This window comes from Streptococcus mitis (assembly GCF_008763935.1).
Lineage (GTDB): Bacteria > Bacillota > Bacilli > Lactobacillales > Streptococcaceae > Streptococcus > Streptococcus mitis_DB.
Genome location: NZ_VTQF01000003.1, coordinates 239,185 through 261,191, shown reverse-complemented (window position 1 = coordinate 261,191; position 22,007 = coordinate 239,185). Strand labels below are relative to the sequence as shown.

Sequence of the window (22,007 nt, the reverse complement as noted above, 5' to 3'; positions counted from 1 at the left end):
AAATTAGAATCCGTCTACGTTTGTGTAGATCTTTTGTACGTCTTCGTCGTCTTCAAGAACGCTGTAAAGTTTTTCAAAGGTTTCAAGGTCATCGCCTGACAATTCCACTTCTGACTGAGGAATCATTTCCAATTCGGTCACTTGGAATTCTTCAATACCTGACTCACGAAGGGCAACGATAGCCTTGTGAAGGTCAGTTGGCGCTGTATAAACCGTGATTGTTCCTTCTTCTGCTTCTACATCGTCCACATCCACATCTGCTTCTAGCAATTGCTCAAAGACTGCATCTGCATCTTCACCTGCAAATACGATAACACCCTTGTTGTCGAAGAGGTAAGAAACCGAACCTGAAGCACCCATGTTTCCGCCATTTTTACCAAAAGCTGCACGGACATTGGCTGCTGTACGGTTGACGTTAGAAGTCAAAGTATCAACGATCAGCATAGAGCCATTTGGTCCAAACCCTTCGTAACGTCCTTCTGTAAAGGTTTCATCTGTATTTCCTTTAGCCTTGTCCAAAGCCTTATCGATAACATGTTTTGGCACTTGGGCTTGTTTAGCACGGTCGATAACGAATTTCAAAGCTGAGTTTGATTCTGGATCTGGATCACCTTTTTTAGCTGCTACATAGATTTCTACACCAAATTTTGCATATACTTTAGAGTTAGCTCCATCTTTAGCCGTTTTCTTGGCTACGATATTGGCCCATTTACGTCCCATTAGGAATCTCCTTTTTTCACATTTTAATCTTTCTTATTATAACACAAGTTTTTTTGATTTTCACTAGAGGAAATAGATTTTCTTTCTTAAATCCATCTAGGATTATCCTTTGGCTGCCAAGATTTCCTTACCTTCTTTTATCAAGGGGTGACGGAATAACGAGAAGTACAGCTGGATAGTCATGGCAACCCAGATTAGGGGTTCGCAAAGGATAACTCCCTTATAGCCTGCCCAAGGGATAATCAAGACCACAAAAGCGATTTTCCCGATTAGTTCAATAAAACTAGAAACTAGAGGAAGGATCTTTTGCCCCAAGCCCTGCAAACAATTGCGATAAATTAACAAGAGACTCAAAATAGGATAAAAAGCTGAGCTGATTTGCAGATAGAGACTGCCATTTCCTACCAAGTAGCTATCCGTCGAACTAGCTAAGAAGGAAACCAAGGCTGGACTGGCAAAAAAGAGGAAGATACAAACAAAAACTGCCCAGGATATACTTAAACGACTGCCGATTCTAAGACCTTGGACAATGCGGTCTGGGCTCTTAGCACCTAAATTCTGCGAAGCAAAGGTCGTCATCGAAGCGGAAATAGCGGTCATGGGAAGAAGGGCGAAGGCCATAATGCGTCGAGCTGCTGTTTGAGCACTAATAATCACGGCTCCAAAGGTATTAACAGAAGACTGTAAAATCACACTACCAATGGACACAATTGAACTCATCAAGCCCATAGCCAAACCTTGCTCCAAGAGATCGGCGTATAAGGCCTTGTCCCATTTGAAATGCTTGAGTTGAGGGAGTAGCTCAGGCACACTCTTACGGATATAATAAAAGCAAAGAACCGCTGATAAGCCTTGCGAAATGATGGTAGCAAGGCCCGCAGATTGAACCCCCAGTTGCAGTTGCGTAATAAAATAGAGATCCAGAACCACATTAACCAGAGCAGAGAAAATCAGAAAACCAAGCGCAGCCAGACTGTCACCAATGGACCGCAACAAACCTGCAAAGAGATTATAAGCGAAGCTAACACCGACACAGGTTACAATCATAGAAATATATTGATAAGACTGAGTGAGGATTTCAGCAGGGGTATCTAAATATTGCAAGAGTGGATACAGACCGACAAATCCCAGCAGCATAACTACAATACTCAAAAGAGCACCTAAAATCCAGGTGGCTGCTACTGCCTCCTTGATTTTAGTGAAATTCCGAGCTCCATAATAACGGGCAATGACAATTCCCATGCCATTGCCAACACCAAGAGTAAAACCTACAATCAGATCAAAAATCGCTGTCGTGGCTCCTACTGCAGCCAAGGATTCTTGACCAAGAAATCTTCCAACAATCAAGACATCAGCAGTATTATAGAGCTGTTGAAAAATATTTGATAGCAAGATTGGGAAGGCAAAACTCAAAAGAGAAGGAAGAATCGGGCCATGAATCAGGTCCACTGTTCGTTTTTTATTCATAAGGCTATTATATCAGCTTTCGAAAGGAGCGACAAGAAACAGCAAACTATAGGCAATCTGAAATCTTGAACAAAGAATCGAAAAAGCAGTGGATTTCTCCACTACTTTGACAGCTTATTCTTCAATTTCGATTTCAAGTTCGTCGCCTAGGTCAAGTGTAACTTCTTCATTCATAGAGTCTACTTGAGCTGCTTCATCTTTTTTGCTTTCAGTAGCTTCTTCTCCATCAATCAAACCAAATTGAACACGGACTTGATGGTCAATCTCATCAAAGACTTCTGGGTTATCTGCCAAGTATTTCTTAGCATTTTCAGAACCTTGCCCAATTTTCTCATCCTTATAAGAATACCAAGCTCCTGCTTTTTTGATGATATCCAAATCGCTTGCGATCTTCAAAAGTTCACCAGTCTTAGAAATCCCTTCTCCGTACATGATTTCCACGAAGGCTTCCTTAAATGGTGGAGCCACCTTGTTTTTCACGACCTTAATCTTAGTTTCTTTACCGACGTTGGTGTCTTTTTGGTCACCAGTTCCCTTGATTTGCGTACTTCCACGAACATCCAAACGGACTGATGCGTAAAATTTCAGAGCACGTCCACCAGGAGTTGTTTCTGGATTTCCAAACATGACCCCAACTTTTTCACGTAATTGGTTGATAAAGATGGCAATTGTTTTGGTTTTATTGATAGAAGCACCTAGCTTACGCATGGCCTGGCTCATCATACGAGCCTGCAAACCAACGTGGCTATCTCCGATATCTCCATCAATTTCTGCACGAGGTACAAGGGCAGCAACTGAGTCGACCACGACAAGATCTACAGCACCTGAGTCAATCAATTTTCCTGCAATCTCAAGACCTTGCTCTCCTGAATCTGGTTGAGACAAGAGCAATTCGTCAATGTTGACACCAAGGGCCGCAGCATAAGCTGGATCGAGGGCATGTTCCGCATCGATAAAGGCTGCAATTCCACCTTCTTTTTGCGCTTGCGCAACTGCATGAAGAGCAACCGTTGTCTTACCAGATGACTCTGGTCCGTAGATTTCGATGATACGTCCCTTAGGATAACCACCTGAACCAAGGGCAATATCAAGAGCCAAGGAACCGGAGCTCATCACCTGCACCTTTTGCTCAGCACGTTCACCCAAACGCATGATTGAACCCTTACCAAAGTCTTTCTCAATCAATTTAAGAGCGTCATTCAAGGCTTTTTCACGTTCAGCCCCGAATTTTTTTGAAATTTCATCTAATTTTTTTGGTTTTTTCGCCATTCTATTCTCCTACATTCTAATGGTCCTTAGACCTATCTACTATTATATCAAAAGTTAGTCACTTAATAAAGCCTTGCGAACTAGGTTAAAGGCATGCATAACCGCAATGTGACGTACATCTGCTCGACTTCTGCCTCCAATATTAATCTTGATAACCTCAGTTCCTTGCTCTTGAGCCAAGCCTATGAAGACTGTCCCAGCTGGATGTCCTTCCAGGCTATCTGGTCCTGCCACTCCAGTCAAACTAAGGCCAAAATCAGACTGGGTCTTGATTCGTGCCTGCTCAGCCATCTTCTGAGCTGTAAATGCAGACACCACACCATGTTCTTCTAAATCCTTGGCAGGAATATCCAACATCTTTGATTTCTCCTCCAGGCTATAGGTCACGAAACCACCCTTAAATATACTTGAAGCTCCTGAAAAATCCGCCACAGTAGCTTGGAAAAGCCCTGCCGTCAAACTCTCTGCAGCCGTGATAGTTTTCCCTTGTTTTTTCAGTTCTTCTACCACAATGCTGGCCAAGCTAGCCTCCTCTCCATAACCATAACAGAGGTCTCGTAAAGAAATTCCTTCGAAAGTCTGGCAGTCCAAGATTTGATTTTCCAAGATATCCAGCGCTTGATTCGCCTCTTCTTGACTGCTAGCCTTTGTTGACAGACGCAGAGTGACTTCTCCTGTCTTAGCATAAGGGGCCAAGGTCGGATCTGTTTGATTATCAATCAAATCAGCCAAAATCGTCACCAGCTGACTTTCGCCAATTCCAAAGAAACGAAGAACTCGGGAATACAACTTGCTCCCTGTCATCAACTTGGGTAGAAGTTGGTTTAAGACCATAGGTTTCATTTCACTTGGCGGACCTGGAAGGACGACATAGGTCACTCCATCGACTTCCAATATTCCTCCCACAGCCAGTCCTGTTTCGTTGGGCAGCGGAGTCGCTCCTTCTACAATTTGAGCTTGTCTTTCGTTATTCGGTGTTCGGGCATAGTCTGGTCGCTGGGCAAAAAAGACATCTAACTTTTCTTGTGCCTGATGATCGAAGACTAATTCTTTCCCTAAAAATTTAGCCAGAGTTTGTTTGGTCAAATCGTCCTCAGTTGGCCCCAAACCACCTGTTAAAATCACCAGATTGCTCCGTTGACTGGCAATTTCGAGCAAAGACAAGAGACGAGCTTCATTGTCTCCTACAGCCGTCTGAAAATATACGTCTACCCCAATCTCTGCTAGTTTTTCCGATAAAAACTGAGCATTGGTATTGACAATCTGCCCTGTCAAAATCTCTGTTCCAACAGCAATGATTTCTGCTTTCATGTTTCCTCCTACCTATCTATTCGTATTTTTTTGAAAAAATCGCAGGAAATTTCCCACGATTAATTTTTTATTTGTATTAAAAAACGAACTATTCTACTTCATTTGTTACAAAAACACCTTGTTGTTGATTCTCCCCATCACCAACAGGCACCCGTCCAAACAAATCTTCAAATAAGACAACATTTGTTTCAAGCTGAGTGACTTCTTCTTGCCCCAAAGAACGTCGCAGTATATTCTGCATTTCCAACATATGCTCTCTTGAAACAATCTGATAAGAAATACCTTGCAACATCTCTCCTTCGCCCTTTAATTGTTGAGATTCAATGGTTTTAAATGAATCTTTATAGCCCAACAAGCTTGGAATACTTTTCGCAGATAAATCAATATTAGTCTGCATATTAGTGCTTAAAGCTTTTAAGATAGACTGATAGTGACTAACGCTATTCAAACTAAGAACTTTTTCAACAACCTTTTGAATGACTTCACGCTGACGCTTCTGACGTCCGTAGTCTCCTTCTGGGTCTTGATAACGCATGCGGGAATAAACAAGCGCTTCTTCTCCATTTATTGTCTGTTCTCCAACACCAATAGAAATGGTGTTAAATTCTTCTTGGTCACTGATAGAAATTGGGAAACCTAGTGTATTATTAACCGTAATCCCCCCCACTGCATCTACCAATTGTTGCAATCCTTGCATATTAACCATAATGTAGCGATCGATATGGATATTCATCATCTTTTGAATGGTTGAAATAGCTAACTCTGCACCACCACCAGCATAGGCAGCGTTTAACTTCGCTTCCTCAATCTGGCCATCTTTATGCTGAATTTTAGTCAGGATGTCACGTTCCAAACTCAACATCATGGTTTTCTTAGTATGTGGATTCACCGTCAAGAGAATCATGGAATCACTATTTCCCTCCCAAGGGTCCGTTCGTTCCACGTTTCCAGTATCAACCCCCATCAAAAGAATCGTTAATGGTTCAGTCGCCTCAATAACATTGGTTTCTTCTCCAATTTTTTTATAGGTTTTTGATAAGGTTTGTGTACCTTGCTGATAAATAGTATAAGCAAAAACACCCACACCCAAAACCGTCACAGCTAGAAAAGCTAGCACCATTCCAATAATTTTTTTAACCATATTTCTATTAATCTATCAGCCTACCCATCAGGTAAACATCGATAAATTCCCCTTCTTCTATGTACGCACCGCGCTCTTGTCTACCTTCAATTACAAAGCCATGTTTTTGATATAGATAAACTGCAGCCTGATTACGAGTTTGGACAGTAAGTTGAAGTCGACGAAGAATGCCACTAGCCTGTGCCCATTCTATGACTTCTTCAAGTAACAAACTCCCCAGTCCATTATTCCAATACTTCTTACCAATCACAATAAAGAGATCTCCAATATGACGAACTCTCTTGCGTTGATCAGCTGTGATATTTACAAGACCAGCAATTTCATCATTCAGCAAGGCCAGTAAAGTGATTTGATTTTCCGAGTGAGCCTGTTTATCCAAAAACAACTCCATCTCAGTATCTGTCATCAAAATGCCATTCCTGTCCAGACTGGTAAAATCTGTTTCTACACTGACACGATTTAAAAATGTCACTAATTCAGCCGCATCACTAGGTTCTGCTTCTCTAATGAGCAATTCATACTCCATGTTGAAGCTCCTCTAAGAGTTTTTCTGCACGCAAACCCTTGGCTTTGAAGTTTAATCTGCGACCGTCTTCTTCTTTTAGAATTTCCAATTCTAAATAATTATCTGGCAAGGCATCACCTAAAAGATGTCCCCACTCGATGACAGTTACCCCACCACCAAAGAGAAACTCATCCAAATCAATAGAATCCGCATCTCCCTCAATACGGTAAACATCTAGGTGGTAAAGCGGAAGACGACCTTCATACTCTCTTACGATAGTGTAGGTTGGACTCTTAATCATCTGAGTAATCTGTAACCCTTTAGCAAGACCTTTTGTAAAGGTCGTTTTGCCTGCTCCAAGTTCACCAGTTAGAATTAAGACGTCATTTTTTTCTAATAAATAGCCCAAACGTTTCCCTAAGGACTGTAACTCTTCTTCGTTTTTAGTGTACATGTTTCTATTATACCAAAAAGTTGTCCTTTGTCGAGATATTATCTGTGAATTCCATATTATGAATTGTAAAAACTTCGGTCAGTTCTTATTTTGATTTTAAAATAGAAACAGTAAGAAGACAACTAACAAGATATCTCTCATCAAATGACTGTAAAATGAAACTTCCCAGCGAATGACTTTTGGCACCAACAGTCCTAGAAATAGCATTCCTAAGGTAATATAAAAGGTCATGGACAATAGCATCCAAGGATTTCTGAGAAAGATTAGAATAGCTAGTCCACTAATAAAACAGATTTTCTTCTTTCCCAAAATCTTTTTCAATCCATTTACATACTTCTGAATCGGTAAAAAGACTAGCAAATCAATCCCAAATAAGAAAAAGAAACTCGGTAGAAAGGCTTCCACAAACCCTTCTACGGATGCATTTCCTGCAAGGATATGGTCTATGACAATTAAAGCTAAACCCAAAATGTTTACTAAGAGCAACAGACTATACAAGAATTGTTGCTTATCTTCCTTAAAAACTGAATAAGATTGATTTCGCTGTCCACTATAGTAGTTTAGCCCTGCACCAATACTGGCAAGGAGCAACATGCCAACTAAATAATAGAAGCAGTTTTGATTTAACATCAAGGCCCAAGTCGATAAACTTAAACAAGAACAACTACTAATACCAAAAATCGTAAACAATAACAAAACACGAATTTGCTTTTTCATTTTTTCCATCATTCTTCCTCCCTACTTGCTCTTATTATATGCTAGAAATTCTCACCATTGCTAGAATATTTCTCAACTGTCAGTTTTCTACTCTAAAATGCAAAAAAGTTTGATGCAAGTAACCCTTACATCAAACTTTTACTACTTTCCGTCAAACCAAAGAGCAATTTCTCGCTTAGCTGACTCTTCTGAATCTGAACCATGTACAACATTTTGAATAGCTTGGTTTTCACCAGCCGCTTTTGCAAAATCACCTCGAATAGTTCCTGGTAAAGCTTCTTCTGGACGAGTTGCCCCCATCATGGTCCGCCAAGTTTCGATTACTTTGGGACCAGAAATGATGCCCACAAGAACTGGTCCTGAAGTCATGAATTCACGAATCAGTGGGTAAAAACTTTGGCCAACCAAGTCCTGATAGTGCTGGTCAATCAACTCTTCTGAAAGCTGTGAACGCAACTCCAATTTTTCAATTAAAAATCCACGTTGTTCGATGCGTTTCAACACTTCACCCACTAGCCCTCTTTTCACACCATCTGGTTTAATGATAAAAAATGTTTGTTCCATACTCGTCTCCTTTGTCAGCTTCTTCCTTTTATTTTACCACATTTCATGGAAAAATGGAGAAAGTTTTCAGAAAAGAGAAAGAGAACCCGAAGGCTCTCTCATTCTCTTTTATTCTACTGTTTCTTCCACAGTTTCAACGGCAGTATCCACAACTACTTCTGTTGTTTCTTCATTTCCTTCTTCCTCTACTGGAGGATTAAGGTATTCTTCTTCGTTGATAGCATGTGGTTCAAGGTTACGGTAACGAGCCATACCAGTACCTGCTGGGATGATCTTACCAATGATAACATTTTCTTTAAGTCCAAGGAGATGGTCTTTCTTACCACGGATAGCTGCATCTGTAAGGACACGAGTTGTTTCCTGGAAGGAAGCCGCTGACAAGAAACTATTTGTTTCAAGTGAGGCTTTGGTAATTCCCATAAGAACTGGGCGACCTGTCGCTGGAACTCCACCTGCGATAAGGACATCTTTGTTGGCATCTGTAAAGTCATTGATATCCATGAGGGTACCCATGAGAAGATCTGTGTCACCTGGATCCATGACACGGACTTTACGGATCATTTGACGAACCATTACCTCGATGTGTTTGTCACCGATTTCTACCCCTTGGCTACGGTAAACTTTTTGTACTTCACCGAGAAGATAAGTTTCAACTGACAAGACATCACGGACTGCAAGGAGACGTTTCGGTTGGATAGAACCTTCTGTAAGAGCAGCACCACGCGCTACTTGGTCCCCAACTTCGACACGCATACGAGCAGTAAATGGAACGACATATTCGCCTTCGCCAGTTTCACCCTTAACAAAGACTTTCTTAGTACGAGTTGATGCATCTTCTTCGATAGCAGTAACTTGTCCTTTAACCTCTGTGATAACCGCTTCCCCTTTAGGATTGCGGGCTTCAAAGATTTCTTGGACACGAGGAAGACCCTGAGTGATATCGGTATTTGAGGCAACCCCACCCGTATGGAAGGTGCGCATTGTAAGCTGTGTACCAGGTTCCCCGATAGATTGGGCAGCGATTGTACCGACTGCTTCCCCAACTTCAACCGCATCACCAGTCGCCAAGTTGATACCGTAACAGTGACGGCAAACACCATGGCGAGTGTTACATGTAAATACAGAGCGGATAGTCACTTCTTCCACACCAGCATTGACAATTTCACGCGCTTTGTCTTCTGTAATCAACTCATTTGGACCGATAATCACTGCACCAGTTTCTGGATGTTTAACAGTTTTCTTAGTGTAACGACCATTGAGACGCTCTTCGAGAGACTCGATCATCTCTTTTCCTTCTGCGATAGAGCGGATCAAGAGACCACGGTCTGTTCCACAGTCGTCCTCACGGATGATAACGTCTTGGGCAACGTCAACCAAACGACGAGTCAAGTAACCTGAGTCGGCTGTCTTAAGGGCCGTATCGGTCATACCTTTACGGGCACCGTGAGTTGAGAAGAACATTTCGAGTACTGACAAACCTTCGCGGAAGTTTGAAAGGATTGGCAATTCCATGATACGTCCGTTCGGAGCAGCCATCAGACCACGCATACCGGCAAGCTGTGAGAAGTTTGAGATGTTACCACGGGCTCCTGAGTCCATCATCATAACGATTGGATTCTTAGGATCTTGGTTGGCAATCAAACGTTTCTCAAGTTTTTCACGGGCAGCACGCCATTCAGCTGTAACGGCATTGTAACGCTCGTCGTCTGTGATCATACCACGACGGAATTGTTTGGTGATTTGTTCTACACGTTTGTGTGATTCTTCAATGATTTCAGCCTTGTCGTCAACGACTGGGATATCGGCGATACCCACTGTCAATCCTGCAAGAGTTGAGTGGTGGTAACCGAGGTTCTTCATGCGGTCAAGTAGGGCAGAAGTTTCTGTCGTACGGAAACGTTTGAAGATTTCAGCGATGATATTTCCAAGATTTTTCTTCTTGAATGGAGGGTTAAGTTCAAGATTGCTGATAGCTTCCTTGATATCTCCACCAAGTGGCAAGAAATATTTAGCTGGAACGCCTTCTGTCAAGTTGGCATTGTTTGGTTCTTGCAAGTATGGTAGACCCTCTGGCATGATGTCGTTGAAGAGGATTTTACCAACTGTGGTAAGCAAGACCTTGTGTTTTTGCTCTTCTGTCCAAGGCTTGTTGAGGCTGTCTGTTGCGATACCAACACGTGAGTGAAGGTGAACATAACCATTACGGTAAGCCATAACCGCTTCGTCACGGTCTTTGAAGACCATTCCTTCACCTTCACGACCAGCTTCTTCCATAGTCAAGTAGTAGTTACCCAAAACCATGTCCTGAGACGGAGTAACAACTGGTTTACCATCTTTCGGGTTCAAGATGTGCTCAGCAGCTAGCATCAAGATACGTGCTTCTGCTTGGGCTTCTTCTGAAAGCGGTACGTGGATGGCCATTTGGTCCCCGTCAAAGTCGGCATTGTAGGCCTCACAGACAAGTGGGTGCAAGCGAAGGGCCTTACCATCAATCAAGACTGGCTCAAAGGCTTGGATACCCAAACGGTGAAGGGTCGGTGCACGGTTCAAAAGTACTGGGTGTTCTTTGATCACTTCTTCAAGAATATCCCAGATACGCTCATCTCCGCGTTCCACCAAGCGTTTAGCCGCTTTGACGTTTTGCACGATATCACGGGCAACGATTTCACGCATCACGAATGGTTTAAAGAGCTCGATCGCCATTTCACGTGGCACACCACATTGGTACATCTTAAGAGTTGGACCAACTGCGATAACGGAACGTCCTGAGAAGTCAACACGTTTACCGAGCAAGTTTTGACGGAAGCGTCCTTGTTTACCTTTAAGCATGTGGCTCAATGATTTCAATGGACGGCTACCTGGTCCTGTGATTGGACGACCACGACGACCATTGTCAATCAAAGCATCAACTGCTTCTTGAAGCATACGCTTCTCATTTTGAACGATAATACCTGGTGCATTCAACTCAAGCAAACGAGCCAAACGGTTGTTACGGTTGATAACACGGCGGTAAAGGTCATTCAGGTCAGATGAGGCAAAACGGCCACCATCCAACTGCAACATTGGACGAAGATCTGGTGGAATAACCGGAAGGATGTTAAGAATCATCCATTCAGGTTTATTTCCAGACTTGTAAAAGGCATCCAAAACATCCAAACGACGGATGGCTTTGACACGTTTTTGTCCAGTAGCTGTTTTCAACTCTTCTTTGAGTTCAGCAATTTCTTTTTCAAGATCTACTTGTTTCAAGAGGTCTTGGATAGCTTCGGCACCCATCTTGGCAACGAATGATCCATAACCATATTCACGCAAGCGCTCACGGTATTCGCGCTCTGTCATGATAGACTTGTGCTCAAGTGGTGTATCCTTAGGATCAATCACCACATAAGCCGCAAAGTAGATAACTTCCTCGAGGGCACGGGGACTCATATCAAGGGTCAAGCCCATACGGCTTGGAATCCCCTTGAAGTACCAGATGTGAGACACAGGAGCTTTCAATTCGATATGTCCCATACGCTCACGACGAACTTTCGTACGCGTTACTTCAACCCCACAGCGGTCACAAACAATCCCTCTATAACGAATGCGTTTGTACTTACCACAAGCACATTCCCAGTCTTTTGTAGGTCCAAAGATAACTTCATCAAAGAGACCTTCACGTTCTGGTTTCAAGGTACGGTAATTGATTGTTTCAGGTTTTTTGACTTCTCCATAAGACCATGAACGGACTTTGCTTGGAGAAGCTAGGGTGATTTGCATACTTTTAAAACGATTTACATCAACCACTATTTCTTCCCTTTCTATTCTAAGTGAACTGCTTATTCTTATTCAGCAGCTTCTTCTGTTGCTTCCGCTTTTGTTGCTTTCTCAGCTTCTTCAGCTTCAAAGGCTGCTTTAGCCTCTTGTGCTGCTTTTTCGCGGGCTTTTTCAAGGTCATCTACGTGGATGACATCTTCGTCCATTCCTTCATCCAAGTCACGAAGTTCCACTTCTTGATCATCTTCGTCAAGGACTCGCATGTCAAGACCAAGAGATTGCAATTCTTTCACAAGAACTCGGAAGGATTCTGGAACACCTGGTTTTGGAATTGGTTTTCCTTTTGTAATAGCTTCATAAGCTTTCAAACGTCCGTTGATATCGTCAGACTTGTAAGTCAAGATTTCTTGAAGGACATTTGATGCACCGTAGGCTTCAAGAGCCCAAACCTCCATCTCACCGAAACGTTGTCCACCAAACTGAGCTTTACCTCCAAGTGGTTGTTGAGTAACGGTTGAGTAAGGTCCGACTGAACGCGCGTGCAATTTATCATCAACCATGTGGTGGAGTTTGATCATGTACATGACACCAACTGACACACGGTTATCAAATGGTTCACCAGTACGTCCATCGTAAAGGATGGTTTTAGCATCACTATCCATACCAGCTTCTTTAACAGTTGACCAAAGGTCTTCAGAACTTGCTCCGTCAAAGACTGGTGTTGCGATGTGAATACCAAGAGTACGAGCAGCCATACCAAGGTGAAGCTCCATAACCTGACCGATATTCATACGTGATGGCACCCCAAGTGGGTTCAACATGATATCGACTGGAGTTCCGTCTGGAAGGTAAGGCATGTCTTCTACAGGAACGATACGAGAGACAACCCCTTTATTTCCGTGACGTCCGGCCATCTTATCTCCGACCTTGATCTTACGTTTTTGAGCGATGTAGACGCGAACCAGCATATTAACACCTGATTGTAATTCATCTCCATTTGCACGTGTAAAGATCTTAACATCACGAACGACACCATCGGCACCGTGTGGTACACGAAGAGAAGTATCACGCACTTCGCGAGATTTATCTCCGAAGATAGCGTGCAAGAGACGTTCTTCAGCTGAAAGGTCTTTCTCACCCTTAGGTGTTACTTTACCTACAAGGATATCACCTTCTTTAACCTCAGCACCGATACGGATAATACCCATTTCGTCAAGGTCTTTAAGGGCATCTTCACCAACGTTTGGAATTTCACGAGTGATTTCTTCAGGCCCAAGCTTTGTATCGCGCGTTTCTGATTCGTATTCTTCAAGGTGAACAGATGTGTAGACATCGTCTTTCACCAAGCGTTCGCTCATGATAACAGCATCCTCGAAGTTGTATCCTTCCCAAGTCATGTAGGCAACGATTGGGTTTTGTCCAAGCGCCATTTCTCCATTTTCCATAGAAGGTCCGTCAGCGATGAAATCGCCTTTTTCAACGACATCGCCAACTTTTACAAGAGTGCGTTGGTTGTAAGCAGTACCTGAATTTGAACGACGGAATTTTTGGATGTGGTAAACGTCCAATGAACCATCTTCACGACGAACTTCTACCTTGTCAGCATCTGCGTAAGTAACTTTACCATCATACTGAGCAATCACAGCAGCTCCTGAATCGTGGGCTGCTTGGTATTCCATACCAGTACCAACGTAAGGTGCTTTAGGATTAATCAATGGTACAGCCTGACGTTGCATGTTGGCTCCCATAAGGGCACGGTTGGAGTCATCGTTTTCCAAGAAAGGAATACATGCTGTCGCAACAGCAACTACCTGTTTTGGTGATACGTCCATGTAGTCAACAACATTAGCTGGATACTCTTGGTTGACCCCTTGGTGACGTCCCATGACAACTTTCTCAGCAAATGTTCCATCTTCATTCAGACGAGAATTAGCCTGTGCTACAGTATATTCATCTTCTTCATCGGCTGTCAACCAAACGATTTCGTTCGTAACAACACCTGTTTCACGGTCAACCTTACGGTATGGTGTTTGAACAAAACCATATTTGTTCAAGTGTCCGTAAGATGACAAGTTATTGATCAAACCGATGTTAGGTCCTTCAGGTGTCTCGATTGGACACATACGACCATAGTGAGTGTAGTGCACGTCACGAACTTCATATCCAGCGCGGTCACGTGTCAAACCACCAGGTCCTAAGGCTGACAAACGGCGTTTGTGAGACAACTCAGAAAGCGGGTTGTGTTGGTCCATGAACTGTGACAACTGTGATGAACCAAAGAATTCTTTAACCGCAGCTGTTACAGGACGGATATTGATGATTTGTTGTGGTGTCAAGACTTCGTTATCTTGAACAGACATACGTTCACGGACATTACGTTCCATACGAGAAAGTCCAAGGCGTACTTGGTTGGCAAGCAGTTCACCAACGGCACGGATACGACGGTTTCCAAGGTGGTCGATATCGTCTACACGGCCAAGTCCTTCAGCCAAGTTGAGGAAATAGCTCATTTCAGCAAGGATATCTGCAGGAGTAACGATACGAACCTTGTCATCTGGATTAGCATTACCGATGATCGTTACAACACGGTCTGGATCAGTTGGTGCAACAACCTTGAATTTTTGAAGAACAACTGGCTCAGTCACAACCGCTGCATCATTTGGAATGTAAACAATCTTGTTCAAATCACCATCCAAATGGCTTTCAATACTTTCAATCACGCTACGAGTCATGATTGTACCAGCTTCTACCAAGATTTCTCCAGTTTCAGGATCTACCAATGGCTCCGCAATGGTTTGGTTGAGCAAACGTGTTTTAACATTGAGTTTTTTATTGATCTTGTAACGACCAACTGCTGCTAGGTCATAGCGACGTGGGTCAAAGAAACGAGCCACAAGCAAGCTACGTGAACTTTCAGCAGTCTTAGGCTCACCTGGACGAAGGCGTTCGTAAATTTCTTTCAAAGCTTCGTCGGTACGAGAGTCCATTGGGTTCTTGTGGATATCTTTTTCAACAGTGTTGCGAACCAATTCGCTATCACCAAAGATATCAAAGATTTCATCATCACCTGAGAAACCAAGCGCACGAACCAATGTCGTAAATGGAATCTTACGAGTACGGTCGATACGAGTGTAGGCGATATCTTTTGAGTCACTTTCAAGTTCCAACCAAGCTCCACGGTTAGGGATGACAGTTGAACCGTAGCCCACTTTACCGTTTTTATCAACTTTATCGTTAAAGTAAACACCTGGTGAGCGGACCAACTGAGATACGATGATACGTTCACCACCATTGATGATGAAAGTACCCATTTCTGTCATGATTGGGAAATCACCAAAGAAAACTTCTTGAGTTTTGATTTCGCCTGTTTCTTTATTGATCAAGCGGAAGGTTACAAAAATTGGTGCTGAGTAGCTAGCATCGTGGATACGAGCCTCTTCTAGCGTGTATTTTGGTTCCTTGATTTCATATCCAACAAATTCCAACTCCATTGTGTCTGTGAAGTTTGAAATTGGCAATACATCTTCAAACACTTCCTTAAGACCATGGTCTAGGAAATCTTTGAATGAGTCAGTTTGAATTTCAATCAAATTTGGTAAGTCAAGAACTTCTTTGATTCTTGAAAAACTACGACGGGTACGATGTTTCCCGTATTGAACGTCATGTCCTGCCAAGATGATTCTCCTTTGTAAATAAGTTCCAAGCCTTGTCAATCAGGCTTTTCTAATCGTCATATGGTTTTAAAAACCCCTATCACCGTGTCCTCTTGATGAATTTTCAGAATCTTTAAATCTTTGTTACAAGTACTCAAAATCCTGAAAAAAAGCACAAAAAGAGCAGCTAAATCTGACTTTTTCAGAAGATTTAACTGCTGTGAGCCTTGTCTGGACAATATTTCAGACAAAACCTACGACAAATGATTATTTATATTATACCCTATTTAGCCAGATTTTTCAAGGAGATTGACGAATTTTTGACAAAATCTTTTCCTATAAGGAAGACTGGCTGAATCATAACAAAATTTGTTGCGATTTTTCTTTTAGTTTAATTTTAGGAAAACGCTTGCATATTGTTTTACTACGTGCTATACTGATAAAGAAATTCATTTATAGGAGATTGATTATGAAAAGAACACCATCTCACACTGAGAAAAAAATGGTTTACAGCATCCGTTCCCTCAAAAATGGAACTGGTTCTGTCCTTATTGGAGCAAGCCTTGTCCTGCTTGCCATGGCTACACCAACTATCTCAGCAAACGAAAATACTACAAGCAATAAGGGAACTAGTAATGAAACTACTACTGCCCTTGCACAACCTCTTACTGATACAGTAGTTAACTCTGGTAAGAACGAAAGTGATATTTCTTCGCCTAATAATGCAAACGCTTCCCTAGAGAAAACAGAAGAAAAACCTGCAACAGAGGCAACCACTCCTGCTGCAACCCCAGCCGATTCAGCCCCACAAACCGGGCAAGATCGTTCAAGTGAACCAACTACTTCTACGAGTCCAGTAACAAATGAAACTAAAGCAGAAGAGCCAATCGAAGACAACTACTTCCGTATCCATGTCAAAAAACTTCCTGAAGAAAACAAGGATGCTCAAGGGCTATGGACTTGGGACGATGTTGAAAAACCATCTGAAAATTGGCCAAACGGAGCCTTGTCCTTCAAGGATGCCAAAAAAGATGACTATGGCTATTACCTAGATATCAAATTAAAGGGAGAGCAAGCCAAGAAAATTAGCTTCCTCATCAATAATACAGCTGGGAAAAATCTGACCGGCGATAAATCGGTAGAAAAACTGGCACCAAAGATGAATGAGGCTTGGTTGGACCAAGATCACAAGGTTTTCTCTTACGAGCCACAACCTGCAGGAACTGTTCGCGTCAACTACTACCGCACAGATGGCAACTATGACAAGAAATCTCTCTGGTACTGGGGAGATGTGAAAGAGCCAAGTAGTGGTGAATGGCCCAACGGAACAGACTTTACGGCTACAGGCAAATATGGTCGCTATATCGATATTCCACTCAAAGATGCAGCTAAAGACCTTGGATTTTTATTACTAGACAGAAACAAACAAGGAGACGATGTGAAAATCCGTAAAGAAGATTATAAGTTCACAGATTTGAAAAATCATAGCCAAATTTTCCTAAAAGATGATGACGAAACCATCTACACCAACCCCTACTATGTGCACGATATCCGTATGACAGGAGCCCAACACGTAGGCACTTCTAGCATTGAAAGTAGTTTTTCAACACTAGTCGGTGCCAAAAAAGAAGATATCCTCAAACACTCCAACATCACTAATCACCTAGGAAACAAGGTAACTATCACCGATGTTTCAATCGATGAAGCTGGCAAGAAAGTGACCTACAGCGGAGATTTCTCTGACACAAAACATCCGTATACTGTTAGCTACAATTCCGACCAATTCACTACCAAAACAAGCTGGCGACTTAAAGATGAGACATACAGCTATGATGGTAAACTTGGAGCCGACCTCAAAGAAGAAGGAAAACAAGTTGATTTGACCCTTTGGTCACCAAGTGCTGATAAGGTTTCTGTCGTTGTCTACGACAAGAATAACCCTGAAAAAGTGGTTGGAACTGTCGCTCTTGAAAAAGGGGAAAAAGGTACTTGGAAACAAACTCTAGATAGCACAAACAAATTAGGAATCACAGATTTCACTGGCTACTATTATCAATACCAGATCGAGCGTCAGGGTAAAACTGTTCTTGCACTCGATCCTTACGCTAAATCCCTCGCTGCTTGGAATAGTGATGATGCCAAGATCGACGATGCCCATAAAGTGGCTAAAGCTGCCTTTGTAAATCCAGCCAAACTAGGACCTCAAGACTTAACTTATGGTAAGATTCACAACTTCAAGACTCGTGAAGATGCCGTTATCTACGAAGCTCATGTGCGTGACTTCACTTCAGATCCTGCCATTGCAAAAGACTTGACCAAACCATTTGGTACCTTTGAAGCCTTTATTGAAAAACTAGACTATCTCAAAGACTTAGGTGTGACCCACATCCAGCTCCTTCCAGTCTTGTCTTACTACTTTGTCAATGAATTGAAAAACCATGAACGCTTGTCTGACTATGCTTCAAGCAACAGCAACTATAACTGGGGATATGATCCTCAAAACTACTTCTCCTTGACTGGTATGTATTCAAGCGATCCTAAAAATCCAGAAAAACGAATCGCAGAATTTAAAAACCTCATCAACGAAATCCACAAACGTGGCATGGGAGCTATCCTAGATGTCGTTTATAACCATACAGCCAAGGTCGATATCTTTGAAGATTTAGAGCCAAACTACTACCACTTTATGGATGCTGACGGAACACCTCGAACTAGCTTTGGTGGTGGACGCTTGGGGACAACCCACCATATGACCAAACGGCTCCTAGTTGACTCTATCAAATATCTAGTTGATACCTACAAAGTTGATGGCTTCCGTTTCGATATGATGGGAGACCATGATGCCGCTTCTATCGAAGAAGCGTACAAGGCTGCACGCGCCCTCAATCCAAACCTCATCATGCTTGGTGAAGGTTGGAGAACCTATGCTGGTGATGAAAACATGCCTACTAAAGCTGCTGACCAAGATTGGATGAAACATACCGATACTGTCGCTGTCTTTTCAGATGACATCCGTAACAACCTCAAGTCTGGTTATCCAAACGAAGGCCAACCTGCCTTTATCACAGGTGGCAAGCGTGATATCAACACCATCTTCAAAAATCTCATTGCTCAACCAACCAACTTTGAAGCTGACAGCCCTGGAGATGTCATCCAATACATCGCAGCCCATGATAACTTGACCCTCTTTGACATCATCGCCCAATCTATCAAAAAAGATCCAAGCAAAGCTGAGAACTATGCTGAAATCCACCGTCGTTTGCGACTTGGAAATCTCATGGTCTTGACAGCTCAAGGAACTCCGTTTATCCACTCCGGTCAGGAATATGGACGTACTAAACAATTCCGTGACCCAGCCTACAAGACTCCAGTAGCAGAGGATAAGGTTCCAAACAAATCTCACTTGTTGCGTGATAAGGACGGCAATCCATTTGACTATCCTTACTTCATACATGACTCTTACGATTCGAGTGATGCTATTAACAAGTTTGACTGGACTAAGGCTACAGATGGAAAAGCATATCCTGAAAATGTCAAGAGCCGTGACTATATGAAAGGTTTGATTGCCCTTCGTCAATCTACAGATGCCTTCCGACTTAAGAGTCTCCAAGATATCAAAGACCGTGTCCACCTCATCACTGTTCCAGGCCAAAATGGTGTGGCAAAAGAGGACGTGGTAATTGGCTACCAAATCACTGCTCCAAATGGGGATATCTACGCAGTCTTTGTCAATGCGGACGAAAAAGCTCGCGAATTTAATTTGGGAACTGCCTTTGCACATCTCAGAAATGCTGAAGTTTTAGCAGATGAAAACCAAGCAGGGCCAGTCGGAATTGCCAACCCGAAAGGACTTGAGTGGACTGAAAAAGGCTTGAAATTAAATGCCCTTACAGCTACTGTTCTTCGAGTCTCTCAAGGCGGTGCCATTGTTGCCCCAGCTGTGGAAGAAAAACCAGAATTTGATCTTTCTAGCTTAAAACAAGAACAAGGGCAAAATAATAGCCAAGGCCATATTTCAAACCCAGTAATCAAATCTGAACATCAAGAACCAGCTCCACAAGCTAAACCTGACTCTACTAAACCAGATGCCAAAGTAGCTGATGCAGAAGATAAACCCAAGCAAGCTACAACTGATTCACAACCAGCACAAGAAGCACAACCATCATCTGTAAGTGAAGCTGTTCAAAACGAATCGGTAGAAAACTCTAGCAAGGAAAATATACCTGCGCCCCTAGCTAAACAAGCTGAACTTCCAAATACAGGAACCAAAAATGATCACAAACTTCTGTTTGCAGGAATTAGTCTCCTTGCACTCCTAGGTCTCGGGTTCTTGTTAAAAAACAAAAAAGAGAACTAAACTAGCCCTCCTATAGAACAATCCCCCAAGCCTTAACGCTCGGGGGATTGATTTTTGCACAATATTTGCCGTCATAATAAACTCGATTAGGATTTTTTATTAAGACTCTTCTAAAATCAAATTCAAACCACGTCAGCTTCACCTTGCCGTACTCAAGTACAGCCTGCGGCTAGCTTCCTAGTTTGCTCACAAGAAAAAGCCTAGATAACTAGACTTTTTTAGCTTATTCTACCGTTACTGATTTAGCAAGATTACGTGGTTTGTCCACATCAAGGCCACGGTGGAGTGTTGCAAAATAAGCGACTAATTGCGTTGGCACAACCATTGAAATTGGTGAGAGGTAAGGGTGGACGGTCGTAAGAACGATGTCGTCTGTATCTTTGGCAACATTTTCTTCTGCAATAGTGAGAACCTTGGCACCACGGGCTGCCACTTCTTGGATATTTCCACGAGTGTGGTTGGCAAGGACTGGATCTGACAAGAGGGCCAAAACAGGCGTTCCTTCTTCAATCAAGGCAATGGTTCCATGCTTGAGTTCTCCTGCCGCAAAGCCTTCACACTGGATGTAAGAAATCTCTTTAAGCTTAAGACTTGCTTCCATAGCTACGTAGTAATCTTGACCACGCCCAATATAAAAGGCGTTACGAGTTGTTTCAAGAAGCTCACGAATCTTGCTATCAATCAATTCTTTTTCTGAAAGAGTTGATTCGATAGACTGAGCCACGATTGACAACTCATGAACTAGGTCAAAGGCTTGCGCTTTAGCATTGGCATTTGCTTGACCGACTGCTTTTGCAAGAAAGGCAAGGGCTGCAATTTGCGCTGTATAGGCCTTGGTTGATGCCACGGCAATTTCAGGACCTGCATGAAGGAGCATGGTATGGTTGGCTTCACGTGAAAGAGTTGAACCTGGGACATTTGTCACTGTCAAGCTCGGAATTCCCATTTCATTAGCCTTGACCAAAACCTGACGGCTGTCAGCTGTTTCACCAGACTGACTGATAAAGATGAAGAGTGGTTTCTTGCTGAGAAGTGGCATACCGTAGCCCCACTCAGATGAGATTCCAAGTTCAACTGGTGTATCTGTCAATTCTTCCAACATCTTCTTAGAAGCAAATCCTGCGTGGTAAGATGTCCCAGCTGCAAGGATGTAGATACGGTCTGCGTCTTGAACAGCCTGGATGATAGCTGGGTCTACTACTACTTGACCAGCCTCATCTGTGTAGGCTTGGATTAGTTTACGCATAACAGTTGGTTGCTCGTCAATTTCCTTAAGCATGTAGTAAGGGTAAGTTCCTTTACCGATATCTGACAAGTCTAGCTCAGCAGTGTAGCTAGCACGCTCACGACGATTTCCATCATAGTCTTGAACTTCCACACTATCAGCCTTGACGATTACCAACTCTTGGTCATGAATTTCCATGTATTGGTTGGTTTCACGAATCATAGCCATAGCATCTGAGCATACCATGTTATAACCTTCACCAAGACCAATCAAGAGTGGTGATTTATTTTTAGCTACGTAGATGACTTCAGGATCTTGTGAGTCAACCAAGGCAAAAGCATAAGAACCACGGATGATGTGAAGAGCTTTTTTGAAGGCTTCAAGAACAGAGAGACCTTCTTCTTCCGCAAATTTTCCAATCAAGTGAACAGCGATTTCAGTATCTGTTTGCCCCTTAAAGTGGTGACCTGCAAGGTATTCTTCCTTGATTTCAAGGTAGTTCTCAATGACCCCATTGTGCACCAAAACAAAACGTTCAGTCTCAGAGCGATGTGGGTGAGCATTGTCTTCCGTTGGTTTTCCGTGAGTAGCCCAACGAGTATGTCCGATACCCGTTGTCCCCTCAACACCAGCTGTCTTAGCAGACAATTCTGCGATACGACCAACAGCCTTGACTAGATGGTTTTCAGCACCACCTAGGACAAAAATCCCCGCAGAATCATAGCCACGGTATTCGAGCTTTTCAAGTCCTTGAATCAAAATATCAGTTGCATTTGTGTTTCCAACAACACCAACAATTCCACACATAGTATATACGACACAGACCAGCTGTGCTTTCTCCTTAAAATTGGTATAGTCTAATTCCTCT

At 42.7% G+C, this 22,007-nt stretch carries 13 protein-coding genes; 1 reads left to right on the top strand and 12 read right to left on the bottom strand.

All coding sequences use genetic code 11. The annotated features are described in order from the left end of the window. Positions 1–3 precede the first annotated feature (3 nt). From F9B91_RS06325 to rpoB, 11 genes are all read right to left on the bottom strand, one after another. Positions 4–720 carry a YebC/PmpR family DNA-binding transcriptional regulator gene (locus tag F9B91_RS06325; protein ID WP_000532882.1) on the bottom strand — a complete coding sequence of 239 codons (717 nt, stop codon included), beginning with the start codon at positions 718–720 and terminating at the stop codon, positions 4–6. Positions 721–822: 102 nt separating this feature from the next. Further along, the gene (locus tag F9B91_RS06320; protein ID WP_150922751.1) at positions 823–2,187 is read right to left on the bottom strand and encodes an MATE family efflux transporter; all 1,365 of its coding nucleotides are present in this window, start codon (positions 2,185–2,187) and stop codon (positions 823–825) included. A gap of 114 nt (positions 2,188–2,301) precedes the next feature. Beyond that, the gene (gene recA / locus F9B91_RS06315; RefSeq protein ID WP_150922750.1) at positions 2,302–3,456 is read right to left on the bottom strand and encodes a recombinase RecA; all 1,155 of its coding nucleotides are present in this window, start codon (positions 3,454–3,456) and stop codon (positions 2,302–2,304) included. 54 nt (positions 3,457–3,510) lie between these two features. Then, positions 3,511–4,767, bottom strand: a complete 1,257-nt coding sequence (locus F9B91_RS06310; protein ID WP_150922749.1) for a competence/damage-inducible protein A — start codon at positions 4,765–4,767, stop codon at positions 3,511–3,513. 88 nt (positions 4,768–4,855) lie between these two features. Continuing rightward, positions 4,856–5,908 (bottom strand): biofilm formation/cell division transcriptional regulator BrpA, encoded by a 1,053-nt coding sequence (brpA, locus tag F9B91_RS06305; RefSeq protein WP_060627458.1) that lies wholly within the window; start codon positions 5,906–5,908, stop codon positions 4,856–4,858. A 7-nt stretch (positions 5,909–5,915) separates the two neighbouring features. Continuing rightward, positions 5,916–6,434, bottom strand: a complete 519-nt coding sequence (locus tag F9B91_RS06300) for a GNAT family N-acetyltransferase (RefSeq protein WP_060627456.1) — start codon at positions 6,432–6,434, stop codon at positions 5,916–5,918. Next, positions 6,424–6,867 (bottom strand): tRNA (adenosine(37)-N6)-threonylcarbamoyltransferase complex ATPase subunit type 1 TsaE, encoded by a 444-nt coding sequence (tsaE, locus tag F9B91_RS06295; RefSeq protein WP_084923292.1) that lies wholly within the window; start codon positions 6,865–6,867, stop codon positions 6,424–6,426. The genes F9B91_RS06300 and tsaE overlap by 11 nt, the downstream gene beginning before the upstream one ends. 96 nt (positions 6,868–6,963) lie before the next feature. Continuing rightward, the gene (locus F9B91_RS06290; RefSeq protein ID WP_150922748.1) at positions 6,964–7,593 is read right to left on the bottom strand and encodes a competence protein; all 630 of its coding nucleotides are present in this window, start codon (positions 7,591–7,593) and stop codon (positions 6,964–6,966) included. Between the two features lie 132 nt (positions 7,594–7,725). Then, on the bottom strand, positions 7,726–8,148 hold the full coding sequence (gene ndk / locus F9B91_RS06285) for a nucleoside-diphosphate kinase (RefSeq protein WP_150922747.1): 423 nt from the start codon (positions 8,146–8,148) through the stop codon (positions 7,726–7,728). Between the two features lie 108 nt (positions 8,149–8,256). Beyond that, positions 8,257–11,934, bottom strand: a complete 3,678-nt coding sequence (rpoC, locus tag F9B91_RS06280) for a DNA-directed RNA polymerase subunit beta' (RefSeq protein WP_000228746.1) — start codon at positions 11,932–11,934, stop codon at positions 8,257–8,259. A gap of 38 nt (positions 11,935–11,972) precedes the next feature. Next, complete coding sequence (rpoB, locus tag F9B91_RS06275) at positions 11,973–15,578, bottom strand: DNA-directed RNA polymerase subunit beta (RefSeq protein ID WP_150922746.1); 3,606 nt, start codon at positions 15,576–15,578, stop codon at positions 11,973–11,975. A gap of 448 nt (positions 15,579–16,026) precedes the next feature. Between rpoB and F9B91_RS06270 the strand changes: the two genes are divergently transcribed. Continuing rightward, positions 16,027–19,914 carry a pullulanase gene (locus tag F9B91_RS06270; RefSeq protein ID WP_150922745.1) on the top strand — a complete coding sequence of 1,296 codons (3,888 nt, stop codon included), beginning with the start codon at positions 16,027–16,029 and terminating at the stop codon, positions 19,912–19,914. 223 nt (positions 19,915–20,137) lie between these two features. Here the strand turns inward: F9B91_RS06270 and glmS are convergent, their stop codons facing one another. After that, positions 20,138–21,946, bottom strand: coding sequence for a glutamine--fructose-6-phosphate transaminase (isomerizing) (gene glmS, locus F9B91_RS06265; protein ID WP_150922744.1), 1,809 nt, complete (start codon positions 21,944–21,946; stop codon positions 20,138–20,140). Positions 21,947–22,007: the final 61 nt, after the last annotated feature.